Annotated in this window: 21 protein-coding genes; 11 read left to right on the top strand and 10 right to left on the bottom strand. The window is 43.2% G+C overall.

Going from position 1 to position 18,804, the window contains the following annotated elements; all coding sequences use genetic code 11:
* The first annotated feature begins 50 nt into the window (after window positions 1-50).
* The 11 genes from H6G77_RS25425 to H6G77_RS25375 all read left to right on the top strand — a co-directional run bounded on the left by H6G77_RS25425 (window position 51) and on the right by H6G77_RS25375 (window position 13,579).
* A complete protein-coding gene (locus tag H6G77_RS25425) occupies window positions 51-341 on the top strand; it encodes a hypothetical protein (RefSeq protein ID WP_190873049.1) in 291 nt (96 codons plus the stop codon).
* Window positions 342-353: 12 nt separating this feature from the next.
* Entirely contained in the window at window positions 354-1,493 is a 1,140-nt protein-coding gene (locus tag H6G77_RS25420) for a hypothetical protein (protein WP_190873048.1), read from the top strand.
* On the top strand, window positions 1,490-2,128 hold the full coding sequence (locus tag H6G77_RS25415; RefSeq protein WP_190873047.1) for a phage baseplate assembly protein V: 639 nt from the start codon (window positions 1,490-1,492) through the stop codon (window positions 2,126-2,128). The genes H6G77_RS25420 and H6G77_RS25415 overlap by 4 nt, the downstream gene beginning before the upstream one ends.
* Complete coding sequence (locus tag H6G77_RS25410) at window positions 2,128-2,451, top strand: hypothetical protein (RefSeq protein WP_190591054.1); 324 nt, start codon at window positions 2,128-2,130, stop codon at window positions 2,449-2,451. The genes H6G77_RS25415 and H6G77_RS25410 overlap by 1 nt, the downstream gene beginning before the upstream one ends.
* Before the next feature lie 2 nt (window positions 2,452-2,453).
* Window positions 2,454-2,825, top strand: coding sequence for a GPW/gp25 family protein (locus tag H6G77_RS25405; RefSeq protein ID WP_190591056.1), 372 nt, complete (start codon window positions 2,454-2,456; stop codon window positions 2,823-2,825).
* Window positions 2,822-5,239, top strand: a complete 2,418-nt coding sequence (locus H6G77_RS25400; protein WP_190873046.1) for a putative baseplate assembly protein — start codon at window positions 2,822-2,824, stop codon at window positions 5,237-5,239. Before H6G77_RS25405 ends, H6G77_RS25400 begins: the two co-directional genes overlap by 4 nt.
* Window positions 5,236-7,974 carry a putative baseplate assembly protein gene (locus H6G77_RS25395; RefSeq protein ID WP_190873045.1) on the top strand — a complete coding sequence of 913 codons (2,739 nt, stop codon included), beginning with the start codon at window positions 5,236-5,238 and terminating at the stop codon, window positions 7,972-7,974. The genes H6G77_RS25400 and H6G77_RS25395 overlap by 4 nt, the downstream gene beginning before the upstream one ends.
* The gene (locus H6G77_RS25390) at window positions 7,971-10,094 is read left to right on the top strand and encodes a phage tail protein (RefSeq protein ID WP_190873044.1); all 2,124 of its coding nucleotides are present in this window, start codon (window positions 7,971-7,973) and stop codon (window positions 10,092-10,094) included. Before H6G77_RS25395 ends, H6G77_RS25390 begins: the two co-directional genes overlap by 4 nt.
* Window positions 10,095-10,113: 19 nt before the next feature.
* Window positions 10,114-12,132 (top strand): DUF6519 domain-containing protein, encoded by a 2,019-nt coding sequence (locus H6G77_RS25385; RefSeq protein WP_190873043.1) that lies wholly within the window; start codon window positions 10,114-10,116, stop codon window positions 12,130-12,132.
* Window positions 12,133-12,274: 142 nt separating this feature from the next.
* Complete coding sequence (locus tag H6G77_RS35395; protein ID WP_199331640.1) at window positions 12,275-12,727, top strand: hypothetical protein; 453 nt, start codon at window positions 12,275-12,277, stop codon at window positions 12,725-12,727.
* 378 nt (window positions 12,728-13,105) lie between these two features.
* Entirely contained in the window at window positions 13,106-13,579 is a 474-nt protein-coding gene (locus H6G77_RS25375; RefSeq protein WP_190591064.1) for a TspO/MBR family protein, read from the top strand.
* A 175-nt stretch (window positions 13,580-13,754) separates the two neighbouring features.
* Here H6G77_RS25375 and H6G77_RS25370 read toward each other — a convergent pair whose 3' ends face one another.
* The 10 genes from H6G77_RS25370 to H6G77_RS25325 all read right to left on the bottom strand — a co-directional run bounded on the left by H6G77_RS25370 (window position 13,755) and on the right by H6G77_RS25325 (window position 18,787).
* Window positions 13,755-14,249, bottom strand: coding sequence for an ureidoglycolate lyase (locus H6G77_RS25370; RefSeq protein WP_190677356.1), 495 nt, complete (start codon window positions 14,247-14,249; stop codon window positions 13,755-13,757).
* A 12-nt stretch (window positions 14,250-14,261) separates the two neighbouring features.
* Complete coding sequence (locus H6G77_RS25365) at window positions 14,262-14,702, bottom strand: DoxX family protein (RefSeq protein ID WP_190677354.1); 441 nt, start codon at window positions 14,700-14,702, stop codon at window positions 14,262-14,264.
* A 269-nt stretch (window positions 14,703-14,971) separates the two neighbouring features.
* Window positions 14,972-15,661 (bottom strand): SAM-dependent methyltransferase, encoded by a 690-nt coding sequence (locus H6G77_RS25360; RefSeq protein ID WP_190591067.1) that lies wholly within the window; start codon window positions 15,659-15,661, stop codon window positions 14,972-14,974.
* A 525-nt stretch (window positions 15,662-16,186) separates the two neighbouring features.
* Window positions 16,187-16,447 (bottom strand): hypothetical protein, encoded by a 261-nt coding sequence (locus tag H6G77_RS25355; RefSeq protein WP_190591068.1) that lies wholly within the window; start codon window positions 16,445-16,447, stop codon window positions 16,187-16,189.
* Entirely contained in the window at window positions 16,447-16,647 is a 201-nt protein-coding gene (locus H6G77_RS25350; protein ID WP_062297026.1) for a hypothetical protein, read from the bottom strand. The genes H6G77_RS25355 and H6G77_RS25350 overlap by 1 nt, the downstream gene beginning before the upstream one ends.
* Window positions 16,648-16,776: 129 nt before the next feature.
* Entirely contained in the window at window positions 16,777-17,154 is a 378-nt protein-coding gene (locus tag H6G77_RS25345) for a clan AA aspartic protease (RefSeq protein WP_190677353.1), read from the bottom strand.
* Complete coding sequence (locus H6G77_RS25340; protein ID WP_190591070.1) at window positions 17,151-17,423, bottom strand: hypothetical protein; 273 nt, start codon at window positions 17,421-17,423, stop codon at window positions 17,151-17,153. The genes H6G77_RS25345 and H6G77_RS25340 overlap by 4 nt, the downstream gene beginning before the upstream one ends.
* A gap of 216 nt (window positions 17,424-17,639) precedes the next feature.
* Complete coding sequence (locus tag H6G77_RS25335; RefSeq protein WP_190873042.1) at window positions 17,640-18,005, bottom strand: hypothetical protein; 366 nt, start codon at window positions 18,003-18,005, stop codon at window positions 17,640-17,642.
* A 147-nt stretch (window positions 18,006-18,152) separates the two neighbouring features.
* A complete protein-coding gene (locus tag H6G77_RS25330) occupies window positions 18,153-18,518 on the bottom strand; it encodes a clan AA aspartic protease (RefSeq protein WP_190873041.1) in 366 nt (121 codons plus the stop codon).
* Window positions 18,515-18,787 carry a hypothetical protein gene (locus tag H6G77_RS25325; protein WP_190591074.1) on the bottom strand — a complete coding sequence of 91 codons (273 nt, stop codon included), beginning with the start codon at window positions 18,785-18,787 and terminating at the stop codon, window positions 18,515-18,517. Before H6G77_RS25325 ends, H6G77_RS25330 begins: the two co-directional genes overlap by 4 nt.
* Window positions 18,788-18,804: the final 17 nt, after the last annotated feature.

The raw sequence follows: 18,804 nt of genomic DNA, 5'->3' as shown, positions 1-18,804 counted from the left end.
TTCCACCAGATTTAAACATATCTGAAAAACTTCCCACAAAGGGGTCAATCATGTTCGATCATACCAGTCGCTACTACGAATTAGAAACCGCCACTCTCATCACTGCTGAAGGGCGACATCTCTCTTATAAACGGCGACGCTTTCTGCCCCAGGCGGAAACTTTATCCAGGGTGCTGGAGATGCGAGTCAAAGAGGGCGATCGCCTGGATACCCTCGCCGCAGATTTATTGGGCGACCCCGAACAATACTGGCAAATCTGCGATGCCAACAACGCCATGAATCCCTTTGACCTGACTGCGGAAATTGGGCGAACCCTGCACATTGCCCAAACCCAGTTTTAGGGGAAGATTACTATGTTTTTCCAGGGTATTCGCCTCTCACTGTTCATTGGCCCCACCGTGCCGCTTCCGGCTCCCCCCAACCTGATTCAAGCCTTAGACAACATCGAAATTACCCAAACCGATGCGGGGCGATCGGGGTTTCAATTGTCCTTCAAATGCGATCGCAGTGGTCTATTTGCTGCCATCGACTATCCCATTCTCAAACTGCCCTTACTGCGTCCTTTCAACCGTGTCATCGTCGTCGTCACCGTCAACGCCATTCCCCATGTATTGATGGATGGCATCATTACCCACCAGCAGTTGTCCCCCACCAGCAACAACTCCGGCCTGCTCACAGTCACAGGCGAAGATGTCAGCGTCATGATGGACATGGAAGAGAAGATTGTCGCTCATCCTGCCCAACCGGATATTGCGATCGTGCCGAAAATCATTGCCACCTATGCCCAATACGGATTGATCCCCACGGTAATTCCCCCCGCCTCCCTCGATGTTCCCAACCCCGTAGAGCGAGTTCCCGTGCAGGTAGGCACCGATTTGGAATACCTGGAAGAACTGGCGGAGCGGTACGCCTATGTATTTTACATCTCTCCCGGCCCTGTTCCCGGCACCAATACCGCCTATTGGGGGCCACCCACCCGTGCAGGCATTCCCCAACGCGCCCTTTCCGTCAACCTGGGAACCTCTACCAACGTCAACTCCATCAACATCCAGCACAAAGCATTGACCCCCACCTTTGTGTCGGGATTGGGAGAAGATAGCCTGACAGCGCGTAGCCTTCCAGTCAAAACCTTCTCTAGCCTACGGTTGCCCCTAGCAACCCAATCCGCCATGCTGAGAACTGCCAAAGCCCGCACAGTCCTGCCCAAAAATACCGCAGGCTTAACCTACGCCCAGATGCTGGCTCGCGCCCAGGCGGTTACTGATGCTTCGATGGATCAGGTGGTGGAAGCAACTGGAGAACTGGATGTAGTACGCTACAACGGGGTATTGAAAGCACGGGGGTTGGTTGGCTTGCGTGGTGTAGGTAGCACCTACGACGGCTTGTATTACGTCAAGAATGTCACCCATCAATTGCGATTAGGTGAATACAAACAAAGCTTCACCCTGACTCGCGAAGGGGTGGGAACAACAACACCAGTGGTCATTCCATGAAACGATTTTTCGGCAAATATCGGGGAAAGGTAACTCAAAACGTAGATCCCCAAAAGATGGGAAGAATCCAAGTGAGCGTTCCCTCGGTTCTGGGCGGTGGTCGCTTCAGTTGGGCAATGCCTTGTGTACCCTATGCAGGGAAGAACGTGGGCTTCTTTGTCCTGCCGCCAATTGGTGCCAATGTTTGGGTAGAGTTTGAAGGCGGCGATCCTGATTACCCGATTTGGAGTGGTTGTTTTTGGGGAATGGGTGAAGTTCCTACCGAGTTTGCCCTGGCTACCAAAAAAGGTTGGAAAACAGAGAGCATTACCCTTACCCTCGACGATGGCCCAGGCGGAGGATTCACTTTGGCAGTTGAGCCTCCCGTGGTACAAGTACCGCTCAAATTAGTATGTAATACCCAAGGAATTGAAATTAACTGCAATCCAGCCATTATTAAGCTGGCTGCTTCCGGGATTGAGATGAGCAACAGTCCCGCAACTGTGAAAATTTTGCCATCAGGCGTAGAATTAGACACCCCACCAGCAACAGTCAAACTTTCCTCAGACAATATTGAACTGAGTAACGGTGCTGCCAGCGTCAAACTTTCGCCTGCTAGTGTTTCCATCAACAATGGTGCTTTGGAGGTGATGTGATGCCTGGTTTTTTATTACACCAAGGTGCGACGGTTTTATGTCTACATAGTGGCTCGGCACAACCCATTGTTGTCAACCCACAGGTGAAAGTCTGTGGAGAACCGATTGTCACGCAGACGAGTACCTATGCGATCGCAGGTTGTCCCAACACTCTGCCATCTGGAACACCCCAACCCTGCGTGACTGCTTCCTGGGTAGTGGCGGCGACAAGAATAAAAGCGAACGGAATGCCCGTCCTTTTACAAGATTCTCAAGCCGTCTGCACACCGACAGAGACGGGATTAACCATTGCAGCCACCCAAGTGCGGGTCAAGGGGATGTAGCGATGAATACAGAAATTGCCTATCCATTCCAAATTGATGACAGCAGTCGCCGCATTGCCAACGCCTCCCCCGACGACCATATCCGCCAGATGATTGAGCAACTGCTATTTACAATGCCAGGGGAACGAGTCAACCGCCCTACCTTTGGCAGTGGGTTAATGCAGTTGGTGTTTGCTCCCAATAGTGACGAAATGGCAGCAGCTACTCAGTTTCTTGTCCAGGGAGCATTGCAACAATGGCTGGGTGATTTAATTCAAGTGGAAGCTTTACAAGTTACAAGTGAAGAATCTACCTTACGAGTGGTTGTACAGTACATTATTCGTCGCAATCAAGAACGCCAAGTAGCCCAATTTGAGCGAGGTGGAGTGGGATGAGTGACATACAACTTGATGATTTCTCCCGCAACTTGCGAAGAGATAGGATTATTTCTCATCCTCAACAAATTGGTCTGGATTATATTCAAGTAGAAACTAATCCTCTACAGTTGAGGCTCTATTTTCTGCCTGGGGTAGAGACTAAGTACAATTCTCTATCCCAAATCACAGCCACGAATATTCGCATTACCAGGGGTGCAAACGTCACCACTAACTTACAGGTACAGGGAATTACTCTTAGTCCTCCTAACATCCTGCAAGTCCAACTGCTACAGGTGCAAGACAGACAACAAGACACATCAGCATCAGGCAACTTCCCGGTTTATACCCTAGAGTTAATCAATGTAGCGCACCTCGATCCATTCTTCTCCCAGGCGAGTTTCTCCCTAGAAGTCGATAAACCTAGTCCTTTCGATCCATTGCGATCGCTCCCCAGTTTACCAGAGCCACCCTCAACCTTAGAAATTGATTATCTAGCTAGAGATTACAGCAGTTTTCGCCAGTTAATGCTTGACTGTTTATCGGTCGTCATGCCCCAGTGGAAAGAACGCCACCCAGCAGATTTAGGCATCACCTTAGTAGAAATTTTAGCCTATGCAGGCGATCGCCTCAGTTATTACCAAGATGCCGTAGCAACAGAAGCTTATCTGGGAACAGCAAGACGACGCATTTCCATTGGTCGCCACACCAGGTTAATCGACTACACCATGCACGAAGGCTGTAATGCCCGTGTCTGGGTGCAAGTGCAAGTCAAAGATGAAGTGACTCAACCAGGACTATTATTACCAGCCAGAACTAAATTAATCACTAAAAGCACCAACTCATCCCCAGGAGTAGCCATGACTTCTGCCGAGTATGAAAAATTATTATTCCAGCAAACCCAGGTATTTGAAACAATTTACCCCCTCACCGTCTTTCGCGAACTCAACCAAATTAATTTTTATACCTGGGGAGCCAGGGAATTTTCCTTGCCTCTAGGGGCTACCCGTGCCACATTACAAGGGAATTTAGCCAACTTAAAGGCAGGGGATGTACTGATTTTGGAGGAAATTCAAAGTAAAACCACAGGTAATGCCCCTGACCCCAAACATCGCCACGCGGTACGCTTAACTAAAGTCACTCCTCAACAAGATACACTCTTTGCTCAAGAGATTACTGAAATTGAGTGGCATCCTGAAGACGCTTTACCATTCCCCTTAGACATTGCCATTTATCAAGACACTCAATCTCTAGAAAACATGAGCATTGCCCAAGGTAATATTGTGCTGGCAGAGCATGGCAGAAGAATTACCGCCGAGACACTCCCACCCGTACCCCAAACCGGACGCTATCGCCCACAACTGCAAAACATTGGCTTGACACACGCCGTTGTTTATGACGTGGTGAAGGGAAAAGAACAGTCAGCAAATCAAACCCTGACCCAAAACCCTGATGCAGCCACACCGATGATCGAGATCCATGAAGAGAAATCTGATAGGATTTGGTGGGCGAGACGTGATTTATTGAGTAGCGATCGCTTTGCTAATGATTTTGTGGTGGAAATGGAAAGTGATGGTATTGCTCATTTGCGTTTCGGGGACGGAGTGCGGGGCAGAAAACCAACTAGCCAAAATCAATTAATAGCAAACTATAGAGTCGGCAACGGTATACAGGGTAATGTCGGCCATGATGCGATCGCACATATTGTCTGCGATGCTGAAATCGGAAAAAAGATTATACAAGTGCGAAATCCCTTACCAGCACAGGGAGGTACAGAACCCGAATCTATTGATCAGGTACGGTTGTACGCCCCAGAAGTGTTTCGGAATCAACAGCAACGCTGTATTACGGCGGCGGACTACCAAAAAGTTTTAGCACGTCACCCCCAAGTACAAACAGCCGCAGTTACTATTCGCTGGACTGGTAGTTGGAACACTGTCTTTATTGCGGTGAAAGGTCGGAAAAATCAACCCATCGACGAGACTTTTAAAGCCACATTGCGGCAATTTATCGCACCCTACCGCCTCACTGGCTATGACTTAGAAATTACTGCACCGCAATTTGTCCCTTTAGATATTGCCTTAACAGTGCAAGTAGCACCGGGATACTTTGCCAGCAGCGTCAAGCGGCTGCTATTGGAAACCTTTAGTAACATAGACTTGCCCAATGGTAAGCGTGGTTTTTTTCATCCAGACAACTGGAGTTTTGGTCAACCAGTTTACGTAAGTCAAATTGTCAAAACAGCAATGGAGTTACCAGGAGTTGTGCAAGTAGAGATGCCAATTAAGCGGTTTCAACGCTGGGGTTCGCCTGAAGGAAACGAAATCGAGACAGGAAAAATTGCGATCGCGCCTTTGGAAATCGCTCATCTCGACAATAACTTAGATGCGCCAGAAAACGGCAGAATTGAGTTTAATTGCAAGGGTGGCTTATGAATAGTTCAGATGTCAGTTCAGAGCAACCTACTAATTACAATCCGCCTGGATTAAGTGCCTTGGCTTACCGCATAGGCACTCACCCCAGCTTCTTTCAACGTCTATTAGCAGGTTTACCAACTCAAGAAATTCCCCATCCCGACACACAAAAGCCACAGCATCCCCTAAATAAACTAACTACACAACATCTTGATGATCCTGCGATCGCCCTCCTTGATGCTTGGGCAGTGGTTGGAGATGTCCTGACGTTTTACCAAGAGCGAATTGCTAACGAAGGATATCTGCGAACAGCCACTGAAGACCGCTCCATTTTAGAATTATCGCGTACAGTTGGTTATAAACTCAATCCTGGGGTTGCTGCTAGTACATACCTCACTTTTACCGTCGAAGATGCACCAGGTTCAGCCCAGGAAGTTACAGTTCCTGCTGGCACAAGGGTGCAGAGTATTCCCAAAGCATCAGGAGAACTTCCCCAGACCTTTGAAACGATTGCAGAGATAAAAACACGAGTTGAGTGGAATAGCCTTAAGCCCGATATTTCCCCAAAATTCGACACGCCAAAATTTGATCAAGACACAACTGAACTAAGTTTACAAGTAACAAATACTAGACTTCAGCCCGGCGATCGCATTTTAATTATCAGTGATACAGGGGGTGATAACACTGCTCCTTTGCCTGTTTCACCTGATCCCAATGCAAATCCTCCCAAGCGTGAATTTAGATTTTTCTTAACTTTGGAATCTGTAGAAACTGATGCCCAAAACAACTTTACATTGATTCGCTGGAATAATAACACAAAACAAACACTACCAGTAGTGTTAGTAAATGCAACACACAGTTCCGCTAATAATCTGCAAGTATTCGCCTTTCGACAGCAAGCATCGCTTTTCGGTCATAATGCTCGCGACTGGAGTGAATTATCCCCGGAAATTAAACGCAAATATAGCCCTAGTCAGTTTGGTAGCGAAACTATTAATTGCACTGGCATAACTATAAGAGTAAATAATGATGCAGTCTTCACCACATCTATTAACAAAGGTGATATTATCACAGTTGCTAATCAATCAAAAACCGTAGTTAATATTTCTGAAAATAAAAAAATAATTACAGTTGATTCTGGCTTTATTCCTAACCTAGATAACATACAAGGTTTTATTTACAATAAAGCAATATCGGAATGGAGTAAATTTAGCATTCAATCTTCACAAATTGACTTGAATGCCTTATATCCAAATGTTTTACCAGGAAGCTGGGTGCTGTTAAATCAGGATGAATCATCTGAACTTTATCAAGTTGAAAATAGCTCTACTGTTTTCCGCTCAGATTTTGAATTAGCAGGAAAAGTTACCCGAATAAATGTTACAAGTAGCAATGGTTTAGAAAAGTTCGATTTACGTAAAACTACTATTTTTATTCAAAGCGAACAATTACTACTGTTCAAAAAACCGCAAGAATTACCATCAATTAAGCGGCAAAATCCACTGATTAAACTAGCGCAGTCAATACCTCCACTAGAACCTGGACGCACAGTCATCATCAAGGACAAAACTAATACCGAAATTGCTTTTGTTGGCAGTATGGATGACTCTCAATCTCTTACATTGAGCTATGACCTCCAGCATGATTACGATACTGCAAGTATGACTATTTATGCCAATGTTGTCCCAGCCACACACGGTGAAACTGTAGAAAAAGAAGTCCTTGGTAGTGGTAATGGCGGGCAAGCTAACCAAAGATTTAAGCTGAAAAAACCACCTTTAACTTATGTCTCGGCAGCTACAGCTAGTGGTAGCAAAAGTACTTTACAAGTCTATGTGAACAATGTCTTGTGGCAAGAAGTTGCATCTCTAGAAGAGCAAGATGCCCGTAGCCAATGCTACATTGTACAAATTGACGACCGAGGCGAGTTTACCATTATCTTTGGTGATGGGATTCATGGTTCTCGCTTACCCAGTGGACAGGAAAATGTCGTGGCTACCTACCGTAGTGGTATTGGTCAAGTTGGAGAAGTCAAAGCAGGTTCTTTGATACTGCTGCAAAACCGACCTTTAGGAATTCGGGATGTCACTAATTTGCATGATGCCACAGGCGCAGGCGATCGCGAAACCTCTTTGCATATCCGCGATAACACTCCCCGCACCGTCCGCACACTAGATCGCATTGTTTCTTTACGAGACTTTCAAAACTTTACTCAAAGTTTTGCTGGTATTGGCAAAGCTCAAGCTGTCATTCTCTGGACAGGACAAACAAAATTAATACACATTACTATTGCTGCTGATGATGGTCAACAAGTTGAATCTAATTCAACACTTTTTACTAACCTGAAACAAGCAATTGTTTCTAATATGAGTAATCCATTACAATTTGTGGAAATTCAATCCTACGAGCCGTTGTACTTTAACATAGAAGCAACAGTATGGATTGACCCACGTTATCAGGAAAACAGTGTCAAGCAGATTATAGAAAGTACACTCAATCAAACATTTAGTTTCGCCAAACGTGAATTTGGACAAGCAGTAGCCGCTTCAGAAGTTCTTGAAATTATCCAAAATATCGCGGGTGTATTAGCAGTTAATTTGGATTTTCTTTACTTAACATCTGACAATAAAACCAAACCAATTCCTTCATCCATAGCAGCAAAAACAGCCTCTTGGGATGTAAATAAAAAACAAGCTTTGCCATCTCAGTTATTACTAATTAACCCTCAAGGCATAACACTCAAAAAAGGCTCATGAATCAGTTAGAACGTCTTTATCATCTCCTCCCGTCTATCTATCGCCAACGAGATTTGGCGCAGGGAGAACCGTTGCGGGCTTTACTTGCAGTTATGGAAAGCCAACTGCGAACAATTGAGGCCGATATTGATGGGCTGTATGAAAACTGGTTCATCGAAACCTGTGATGAGTGGGTGGTTCCTTACATCGCAGACTTATTGGGAATTGAGGGTTTAAATGATGAAAAAAGTTTATTGTGGAGTCAACGGTCATACGTTGCCAATACAATCGCCTACCGTCGTCGTAAAGGTACTCCTGCCATTCTAGAAAATATCACATTTGATGTCACTGGCTGGAGAGCTAAGGTAGTAGAATTTTTTGAGCTACTCAGTGCTACCCAAAATATAAATCATATCCGTCTGGGTAAAGGCAGTACCATCGACATCCGTCAGCAAGCAAAATTAGAACAGTTGAATTCGCCCTTTGATGCGATCGCTCATTCAGTTGATGTACGTCGCATCAGTCCAGATGGGATAAAATCTGAGCAATCCTTCGCGGCGATGCGCGGCAAATACAACATCTCGAATCTAGGCTTGTTTGTCTGGCGACTGCAAAGTTATCCAATTACCAACAGTCCCGCTTACCCTGTGAAAGATTCAGCAGGAGAAAAAATTATTGGGTATACCTTTCACCCCCTTGGCTATCAGACAACTTTATTCAATCGACCCCAAACCAAAACCGAAATTACTCAATTTGCTGAAGTAATTAACTTACCTGGTGCGATCGCTCAACAAGCATTTGCAGCCGATTTAAAGGCATATCAACAGCAATACAAAGACGCACGACCAGACCAGCAACCACCAGACAGCCAATATTACGGCCCCAATCGCAGTTTCAACATCTCAAATATCTCACCGATGCAGCTGGTGAGTATGGATTTAAGTAACTGGCAAAGTCCCGCATCAGGTAAAGTCGCTGTAGATGTCAAATTGGGACGAATAGCTTTCCCGATCAACGAACCACCAACCCAAGCTGTGAACGTTAGCTACTGCTACAGTTTCAGTGGTGACATTGGTGGCGGCCCCTATGACCGCCAGCCAACTTTAGCAACGAATGATTCTATTCCCTGGTACTGTGTCGTTAGTCAAGATGGGAAAAAGTTGCAGGATGCTTTACGAGAATATTTAACTCAAAACAATCCATCTGGCATCATTGAAATCGCTGATAGCCAAGTGCATGAACTCACTGAACCAATCATCCTGAAAAAAGCCGGTCGCTTGACGATTCAAGCAGCCAACGGAATGCGCCCTATCATTAGTTGTGGTAAAAACCCGTTAGTTTTCAAGGTTGCAGATAACAATCCCGATGCCGCGTTGACCTTCAATGGAATACTAATTGATAGTAAAGTCAGCATTCAAACAGGGTTGAAACTGAACATCATTCACTGTACTTTGATTGGTGGAGTGCAGGTAGAAAAATCAAAACAGAATATTTCCAGTTTGCAAATATTTATCTCTCATAGCATTGTCGGTGCTTTACAATTGCCAGAGCAGATTGTCAGTTTAACAGTACAAGACAGCATCATAGACAGCATTTTAGAGGATGTATCTAGCTTGAGAAAAGCTACAAATGATGCAACTATAGATACAAACAAATTGCGTAATAATGCAGATTTAGATTATGCGATCGCTACCAACACCGCAGACGAAAAATCTCACCCCCGCACCACTTTAGAGCGAACTACAATCTTTGGTAAAGTTAACCTCCACGAACTGACACTAGCATCTAATGTGATATTTACAGCACCCGTCACTGTGAAGAATTGCCAAACGGGTAGTGTCCGCTTCAGCTATCTGCCAAAAGATTCCCAAACTCCACGCCGTTACTGCTGTCAACCTCTGGAGGATAGCAATGGCGATCGCCAAATCAAACCCCTGTTCACCTCTGTGCAGTATGGCGATCCGGGGTACGCCCAACTAGCACTAGCTTGTCCGCCAGAAATTGCCACAGGTGCAGACGATGGAGGCGAGATGGGTGCATTTCATCTGCTTCACCAACCTCAACGCACCGCTTATCTTCGTCTCAGCTTAGAAGAATATTTGCCTGCTGGCTCAGAAGCTGGAATTTTCTATATGTCTTGAAGTTATTAAAGGAAATATTATGAAAGGCGATTTTTCTCGGTTTACCTTCAATCCCCAAAAGCGTTTCAGCCGCGTGTTGATGCAACAAGGGCGCGTCCAACTAGATGCAGATTGGAACGAACAACTGGATATTACAGAGCATCGAATTGCTACTGAAATCACCGATTTCATCGGTCAGAGTGGCGCACCAGAAAAGTATGCTGGATTTGAGATCACAGCAATTAATGAGCCAAAAAATCTCAAAATTGGTGCAGGGCGATACTACGTTGAGGGTATGCTTTTTGAGAATGACCAGCCTGTGCTGTTTACTGCTCAATCAGACTATCCAAGTGCAGAACTTCCAAAAGAAGAAGGTATTTACTTAGCTTACCTTGATGTCTGGCAGCGCCACGTCACAGCACTGGAAGATCCAGAGATTCGGGAACCTGCTTTGGGTGGGGCTGATACGGCCACGCGAGTCAAGAATGTTTGGCAAGTAAAACTCCAAAAAGTGGGCAACAATGCAGACAAAAGCTCTTTCGCTCCTCCTGACTGGAAACCTAGCTGGGAGAAGCCTCTAGGTAAATTATCAGCGATCTTAGGAGCGGGAGCAAACCTAGAAAATCAACTCTACCGTGTGGAAATTCATACAGGCGGTACGCTCAGTCAAGCTACGTTTAAATGGTCGCGGGATAATGGCTCAATTGCTACCCGTGTTGAGAAAATTGTCGGTCAGGAGATTACCGTCAGTCGTCTAGGACAAGATATTCAAACGGCATTTGCAGCAGGTAACTGGGTGGAGATAACTACTGAAAAGCAAACCCTCTCTGGTGAACCTGGACTTTTAGTAGAGTTGGCATCTGTTAAAGCAATCACATTAACAGTGAAAGAGTGGCCAAGTGGCAAAGCACCAGATTATGAGTCATCAATGATAGTACGGCGTTGGGATTCTCGTAATATCCCTGTGCAGAATGATTGGATAACTTTAGAGAATGAGATTCAGGTCAAATTTGATGCAGGTGAGTATAAAACAGGCGACTACTGGTTAATTCCCGCACGCAACTTAACTGCAAATATCGAATGGCCTAGTAACAAAGCCCAACTACCGCACGGGATTTTACATCGCTACTGTAGTTTAGCCTTGGTGAAGTATGATAACGCTGGATTTAGTGTGAAGGATGATTGTCGTGTCATCTTCAAACCCTTAACAACGGGTTTGTTGAGCAAAGGCGGTGACACTATGACAGGATCACTGACAATTGATAAAGACCTCTATGTTACTGGCAAAGTTGGTATTGGAACAAAAAATGTAGGAGGAGCTAGGTTAACTGTAGAGACACCTAATGACTACGATGGAAGTACTATCCAGTTTGAAGCTAAAAAAGAACCTAATTTGTACAATTTGAGCTTAAATACATCCGTAACCGACAGTAATGTTAGGTGGGTCTTTAATCAAACGAACAATTCTCAACTACATAACTCAGTTCTTGTATTTAATAAAGGTAATGTTGGCATCAGCACAACCAATCCGCAAAGCAAGCTGGCTGTGTCAGGAGGAGTTGCGATCGGCTCAAAAAACTATGTGGAAACAACTGTTGCACCTAATAATAGTTTGCTAGTTGAGACGTACATCGGCATTGGAAAGATGGGAAATTGGAGCTTGCAAACAGCTAGTTACACAAGCGTGAAAGGTGGTATCGTACCAATTAAAGGTATAATAATAGACGGAGCCAGTAATCTCTATATCTGCACTGTTTTGGGAAGCTCTTTCTATAACGGGGTTTTGGACTTGTTACTTCCACGCCCTAAACGATGGGCTGTATCAGTTTTACCAGCATGGTCTTTAGATATTACTAACATAGCAAGAAATCCAAGGGCATCGATAATTGGAGGAGCAACAGGAATAGAAGTTGTGGAATATGGTAGGGGTGAAGATTTCCCATCGGAAGCAAACTGGATAGATGGGGATCTAGATTATATAAGCGGATATCGCTATTGGCAATTAAAAACAAACACTCAACCAAAAGGAATAATAATAGTTATTATTTCATCCATATAGCAATTATCAGTAAGTCATAAAAAGATACTATATTTATTCACAGCAGGATAAAACATTAATTCTCATCTGACCAAGAAAGTTAATGCTTTCTTAGTGCTGAACAGCCAACTCTAATAATTGTATTATCTTCTCTTAATTTCACATGAGACAACAACTCGAAAAACGCCTTCAATCTCTTAAGGATGAATTTTCAGAAAAGCAAGCAAACTTAACAGATTTAGAGGCTAAACAGACAAATCTACAAAACACTTTACTCCGCATTAGTGGTGCAATTCAGGTACTACAAGAAGAACACAGTAAGATAAGCGAAATATTAGAAAATGCCAGCGAACCACCTGAAGAGATTAATTCAGAAACTGGATTCATCAATCAAGATTTAACAGTCAGTAATCAGATAAAAGCACAGCTAGAGCAACGTCTTCAATCCCTCAAATTAGAGTTTGAAGATGGTCAAAGAATATTAGCAGATTATGAGATGAAACAGGCAAATCTGCAAACTACCTTACTCCGTATTAGTGGAGGAATTCAGGTACTAGAAGAAGAATTAGTTCAATCCAGCGAAACTTCTCACATTCCCCAATCTCTTGCGGTTTGAAGTAATCTTGGTGTAATAGTGCTACATAAGTAATGATAATGATGCACCGTATTAATGAATGAAATACCAAATTCCACCAAGGTGATTTCTCCCAGGATTTGGAAAAAGACAAGGTTATCGGAATAATACAATAAGGCAAAAATCACAAGAAAGAATAGTGATACCACAAGCCTTTTAGCAATTTCTGATGGTCACTGAGCGTACTTGTACTAAGCGCAGGCTATTTTTATCAGCTTTTTTTAACATTCAACACTTCTTCTCTGACTGATATCAAGTTCTCAGACTCAGGGATGATGAGGATTGATTCAATAAATTGGCAAAATCAGACTATAAATAGTGATATCTCAGTGATATGCAGCAATTACAAGGAATAAGGTCATGATTAAATCATGGATGATCATTGGTGGCGTAGCAATATTGGTGGCTTTAGGTGCTAATTTAATTCAACCACGCGATCGCCAATGGTTCAGACGCTTACAAAGACCGAGATGGCTAACTTTTGAAGCCGCAATTCCGGTCATTTGGAGTGTAATTTTTATTTGTGGCGCTTGGTCAGCTTATATTGTCTGGGAAACTAACCCAGGAACAACATCTACTTGGTTATTGATGAGTTTATATTTAATTTTAGAAATTGCGATCGTTGCCTATACACCCGTAATGTTTTGGCTGCGAAGTCTGCAAGCAGGCACAATTATTGGTGGTACAGGCTTTATTATTGGTCTGATATTAACTGGGGCTGTCTTACCTGTCTCCGGTTGGGCAGCATTGTTATTAGTACCCTTTTTACTATGGAGTCCCATTGGTACTTATACCACTTGGCAGATGCAGAGTCTCAATCCGCAAGATGTCTGAGTGTCAAACCTGCGGTTGATTTCACCCCTCCCTTATCTTGTCAAACTGGCAGTGTATAACTTGACAAAAAGTCAGGAAAAGGGTGAATATATGCTTTCATCTGGCTTGTGAATTGAGGGACGGTGTGGTTTAGTCATAGTTGTTAATTAACCGCAGATGGACGCGGATGAATTATTTACACCATCTCAAACTCTAACTGATGACTTTGGCGAAAATCATGGGTGAAATGATCTACTACATTTGTATCAGCCAATTCTAAATTATAAAAATCGACAAATCCATGATCAAAATAAGGGCCAGCGTGCCAAGTTCCTGCATTTAATTTAATAAAACAATTCCCTGGAATCTGAAAAGCAGCTATTTCTGATACAACTGGTTCATCTAATTCATTATGGGGAGGACACACGGCAATGAACCAATCTTTGCCTTCTAATGAACCTAAACATTGAGTGCATTTTATATGACGAGTAATTTTATTAAATTTACGTCCGCGCTTTTCTAGACGCATAATATAAAATCTTGGGGTGCCATTTTGCAGATTTAATTGAGCATCTTCCGCATCAAAACCTTTACCATCTTTACTAGCAAAAATTACCTGCCCATAACGCTGGAAATTTTCGGGGGTAATTAATTCTGCTTTTAATTGTTGGACTGTTTGGGATGTACTCATATTATTAATCAATTACCAGTCTAATTCTTTGGGAATGAGTGATTTAGGAATTAACGAAGCTTGGATTTCTTGATCTGAAGGTCTTGTATACCACCAAGCCCAAGCGATTAACACTGCTTGTAATGGCAATCTAATTGCTTGAACCCAAGGGGAATCTGAGTATGGTATGGTTTCAATTTTAATATGATTAACTGCCATGTTGATATTGGCAGGAAAAACAGCAATAAATAGCAGTACTAGTCCCCAAGCTGCTGCTTGACTCACAGGCGGAACTAATAACCCAATACCACCTAAAATTTCATAAAAGCCACTCAGATAAACTAACCCTAAAGGATATGGCAGTTGTGGCGGCATGATTTTAACGTAAGGTTGCGGTACTGCAAAATGTGTAATACCGACGATGATGATTGATATTGCCAAGATGACACGAAAGAGTTCCTTACGTCTGTTCATGGTTTCGCCTGATTTTGTCCTTGCGCTTACCACTTCAGTTTGCTGATCTGATGTGAATTTGTCTTCAATCAATGGTAAGAAACATCACGCAGGGACGCAGAGGCGCAGAGAGGATGAGGAGATTGGTTTTGATTAGTTAGATTTAGAGTCTGCGATCGCGCCATAATCCAATCTTGTAAAATTCCATTGACTAACGTTCCCCTTCATCGGCGGCTATTAGTTTTTATATCACCACCAATGATTTTTGACCGTCCGTTGCAAGGGGGTTGTTATGCTGCGATCTCTGACCGACTGATTCTTAACATTTGATTCCCGCCTTTTTGAAACTCATAAGCAACAGATTGAACTTCTACACTACAACCTTTATTAGATAAATCTTCCAAAATCGGTTTAAGGTACGAGGATGGTTCACCATCAAGTTTAAGCAATGGGAAAATCCTAACCTCTGAGGCAATTCGCAGAAGTTCATGAATCGAAGCAACATGAAAATCAAGTGATAACTGTTCTGAATACAAGAAGAGTAAATGAGAGCATACGCATAACTCAAATTGGTCATCAACAAATTCTAGGCTTGGCAAAGATTGATATAAATACCGCCCTGAAGTTTTTCCAAATTCATAGTCTAATAAAAATTTCTCCATTGCGTTGAGACGCGCCTTGCCAAGCTCATCAGCATTTTGGAAGTTCTTCCATATATAGTGACTAGAGTTTTGCTTCACCTGCGAAATGACTGGCTCATAAGTAGCTCGAACACGCTGCTCAATTTGTTCGGCAGAAAATTGATAAACCGGATCGATAGACACAACAGAGTGTCCTAGCTCAGTCATCTCAACATTGAAACTAGCTGGGCCATCGCCACATCCAAGAATTTTCGCGTTTAAATCTGTTTCTGACAAACTAAACATCGACTTGTATTCTTCTAGCGTTCTGCCCCAAGGGACAACTTCATCGAGCTTCATTTACAAATCTCCTCAAGATATTAGTATAACTATTTGTTATACGGGATCTTTCCGTATAATCTTTTTCTCAGTCCTAATATATCAAGCATCACAGCGAACTCCTGTTGGAATATATGGAAAACTTCTTTTTTACATCCTTATTTGGGTATTACACCGAATTTTTCGGTATAACTATCCTTCAGGGGAGGGGTATACAGAATTTTTCCGTGTATCCCTTGGTGTTATCCAGGATTTTTCTGTACAACATCCCTAACACTCAAAGGAATTGCTTGAACAAACGCAGTATGTCATCCGATTTATCTTACGAATAAAGATAAAATTAGTGCCTAAGTTTATACCGATCGCCTGTTAGTTATAGGACTTACGCAGACTCTACGATTTCTTGGCGTTCTCGGCGACTTGGCGGTTCGATAAATCAAGCTTTTGGGTGATTTTTGCGTAAGTCCTAAGTTAGATTTTAAAGCTTGCGATCGCGCCCTAATCCAATCCTGTAAAATTCCATTGACTAATAACGTTTATGCTGCTCTAAAACTTGCTAATCAAATTGTCATACTCTGCATGTGTTCCAATCCAAAACCAGGAAATACCATTTTCGACTTCAACACCCAAAGCTCGGTAACTTAACCCTGCACGAACTGACCAATACTTTTTGCCCAACTTCTTGAAATGCAAGGACGGATGAGATGGGTCAACTTTGAGCAACTCATAGCATTCATCTGCTGATTGCTGAACACTTTCAGGTAAGGCGTTGTAGCATTGCCAAAACCGTCGCGTTGTATAGTGCATTAAATTTCTCGACAATGCCCTGCTTCAAACTCAGCGATCGCTTCTTGAGCAAGTGCCTCTAATTTACCGTCTTCGATGTCTTGCTCTATCTGCTCGTCCCAGCGTTCGTAGTCTAAATCAAGAAACCACAGTCTTAATTTCTCAAACTCACTTGATGGCAACGAAAGGATTGCCGCTTCGATTTGCTCCAGATTGGACATAGCCCTTTGTACCTCTCTAGCCTTGAGAAAATTATAGCTTTCCCGGAAAGGTAGAGTACCTTCACCCGCCGCTAGTAATTTCTCGGACTCGACGAACAGACTCTGTACGGTCTGTGTTCAACGGCATTGTTAGACCGTATCGACTTTGCGAAGTTTGACACTACCGCCTTCAAAAATCTGCATCGTTAGCTGATAGCCTTCCATCAATGACATTCCAACAAGCGGTTCTGAATCAGCTTCGTCTACTGGGATTGTTAGTAAGGCGCTATCCCAGACTACAACAGCTTCGTAAATGTTGAAAACACACTCACTGCCATCTCCAAGAATTGCCCTTCCTCGTCTTTTCCATTTCAAGTTTAACTCAGCGATCGCATCTGGAGGCAACGACAGCCAACCATTGAAACCTGTATCTACGATCGCATCTTTCGTAAAAACTCTGCCATCAAAGCGACGAATTGAAAGTGGAATAATTGGTTCAAATTCTGCATTGACTACTCCAGTAATCATGCAGTTCTCCGAGTCCGTCCGCCAAACCGACGAACGTGACGAGAGCCAATACGAACTATCCAAATTTGAGCATCTGGGTGACGGGTTTCCAGGCGATCGCAAGCTACAATTTCACTCTTGTCAATTTCAAAGTCACCAGTTTCGAGATCAATCGCTACAATTTTGCCGTCATTCCCAGCCTCAACTTGAGGTTTTATCTGAGTTTCATAGATATAATCACCTCGGTGGGCAAATTCCTCTTTACTGTAGCGGGGTTGTCGTACTGTCATCGTTCCAATTTTCGGTTTGTCTATGGCTTTATTTTAAGCTGATACTGATCGCCTGTTAGTTAGATTTTAAAGCTTGCGATCGCGCCCTAATCCAATCCTGTAAAATTCCATTGACTAAAGGTAGGTGTCCGTCAGGGTTGCGGCAGAATTTAGAGAAACTCAACTAGCAGATTGAATCAAACATCCCTTGCACGGATTTGTTAGATTTAAATTGATTTAAGGTCGTCCCCATTCTAGTTTTTGAATCAAATAATTGCCAGATTCATTTGCAACTACTACTATCACAGCTTCAGTATTTACTTCTCCAATAACTGAGACGTAAACCATAGCACTATCTGAGTCATTATCTGGTAAGTGTGTTTCAACTGAATCTATAGACATTGCACTTGCAGATATTTCAAAATAGTCAACCATTCCTTCATAAGTCTCTTTAAGGAGAGAGGGAGTCCATTCATCACAAATTGCAGATCCTAAATAAGAATGAGCCTTTTCATATTGATGATTCAGAAGAGCTAATGAAAAATTTAAGGCAACTTGCCCATATGGTGTCTCTAGCTCTTCTTGACTGACTCCGTGTATCATCTCAATCACTCAGCTTAAATAGAGAATTTAATTATTTTAGGGCTTACGGAATAACTCTCTCAAACTCTTTTAACTTCGTGTCTTAGCATCTTTGGTGGTTTATTGTTTCATTATTTTGTGAAGAAATTGCTTAAACAAATACAGTATTTATAATTCATCAATTGTCACCAACCTGCCTTCTGTAAACTGAATCACTAGCTCCTGGTCATCCAGCAGTGCAGTTCCAAGCAAAGGTCGTCTTCCTGTAGCTATGACAAGTACTTCTCGTTCTTCACCATTGCAAAGGACAGTTGCCTCATAAATTGGAAGCAAAACTTCAGCGTTATCTGCCAAATTTGCAGAGGTATCGTGTCTAAATGTTAAACCCATCAATGAAACCGCTTCCGAAGGAAGACAGAGTTCCCCAGTGAAACCTGTATCGATGACAAACTCAATCGCTATGCTTGAACCATTCTGAAGCAGAAAGGTCAGTGCGACAGTGGCGTGTCTATCTGTCACAATTCCAGAAATCACTTCTGAATTCGCTCCATGACCCCACCAAATGAGACAGCCACGTTGTAGCCAATACGAATACCAAAGAGTCGGGCGTTTGGATGTTTCTTGCTGAGATTCCGGGATGCTTGCAGCCCAGTTTTATCAACTTCATAATCCCCTGTTTCAATATCGATGATGACCATCTTACCGATGTTTTCGTCAGTTTCGACTTTTTGACGGATTCCACTCCCGTACAGTTGCTTTGCCCGACGTGCAACTTCTTCGCGGCTTAAAAGAATGGCTTGCATACGCTGGTTCTAAGTCG

Source organism: Aulosira sp. FACHB-615 (genome assembly GCF_014698045.1).
Taxonomy (GTDB): Bacteria; Cyanobacteriota; Cyanobacteriia; order Cyanobacteriales; family Nostocaceae; genus Nostoc_B.
This window is presented reverse-complemented; position numbering and strand designations above follow the sequence as displayed.

Coding starts and splice junctions, on each gene's coding strand:
- H6G77_RS25425 (WP_190873049.1), top strand. CDS start 51: ATGTTCGATCATACCAGTCGCTACTACGAATTAGAAACCGCCACTCTC.
- H6G77_RS25420 (WP_190873048.1), top strand. CDS start 354: ATGTTTTTCCAGGGTATTCGCCTCTCACTGTTCATTGGCCCCACCGTG.
- H6G77_RS25415 (WP_190873047.1), top strand. CDS start 1,490: ATGAAACGATTTTTCGGCAAATATCGGGGAAAGGTAACTCAAAACGTA.
- H6G77_RS25410 (WP_190591054.1), top strand. CDS start 2,128: ATGCCTGGTTTTTTATTACACCAAGGTGCGACGGTTTTATGTCTACAT.
- H6G77_RS25405 (WP_190591056.1), top strand. CDS start 2,454: ATGAATACAGAAATTGCCTATCCATTCCAAATTGATGACAGCAGTCGC.
- H6G77_RS25400 (WP_190873046.1), top strand. CDS start 2,822: ATGAGTGACATACAACTTGATGATTTCTCCCGCAACTTGCGAAGAGAT.
- H6G77_RS25395 (WP_190873045.1), top strand. CDS start 5,236: ATGAATAGTTCAGATGTCAGTTCAGAGCAACCTACTAATTACAATCCG.
- H6G77_RS25390 (WP_190873044.1), top strand. CDS start 7,971: ATGAATCAGTTAGAACGTCTTTATCATCTCCTCCCGTCTATCTATCGC.
- H6G77_RS25385 (WP_190873043.1), top strand. CDS start 10,114: ATGAAAGGCGATTTTTCTCGGTTTACCTTCAATCCCCAAAAGCGTTTC.
- H6G77_RS35395 (WP_199331640.1), top strand. CDS start 12,275: ATGAGACAACAACTCGAAAAACGCCTTCAATCTCTTAAGGATGAATTT.
- H6G77_RS25375 (WP_190591064.1), top strand. CDS start 13,106: ATGATTAAATCATGGATGATCATTGGTGGCGTAGCAATATTGGTGGCT.
- H6G77_RS25370 (WP_190677356.1), bottom strand. CDS start 14,249: ATGAGTACATCCCAAACAGTCCAACAATTAAAAGCAGAATTAATTACC.
- H6G77_RS25365 (WP_190677354.1), bottom strand. CDS start 14,702: ATGAACAGACGTAAGGAACTCTTTCGTGTCATCTTGGCAATATCAATC.
- H6G77_RS25360 (WP_190591067.1), bottom strand. CDS start 15,661: ATGAAGCTCGATGAAGTTGTCCCTTGGGGCAGAACGCTAGAAGAATAC.
- H6G77_RS25355 (WP_190591068.1), bottom strand. CDS start 16,447: ATGCACTATACAACGCGACGGTTTTGGCAATGCTACAACGCCTTACCT.
- H6G77_RS25350 (WP_062297026.1), bottom strand. CDS start 16,647: ATGTCCAATCTGGAGCAAATCGAAGCGGCAATCCTTTCGTTGCCATCA.
- H6G77_RS25345 (WP_190677353.1), bottom strand. CDS start 17,154: ATGATTACTGGAGTAGTCAATGCAGAATTTGAACCAATTATTCCACTT.
- H6G77_RS25340 (WP_190591070.1), bottom strand. CDS start 17,423: ATGACAGTACGACAACCCCGCTACAGTAAAGAGGAATTTGCCCACCGA.
- H6G77_RS25335 (WP_190873042.1), bottom strand. CDS start 18,005: ATGATACACGGAGTCAGTCAAGAAGAGCTAGAGACACCATATGGGCAA.
- H6G77_RS25325 (WP_190591074.1), bottom strand. CDS start 18,787: ATGCAAGCCATTCTTTTAAGCCGCGAAGAAGTTGCACGTCGGGCAAAG.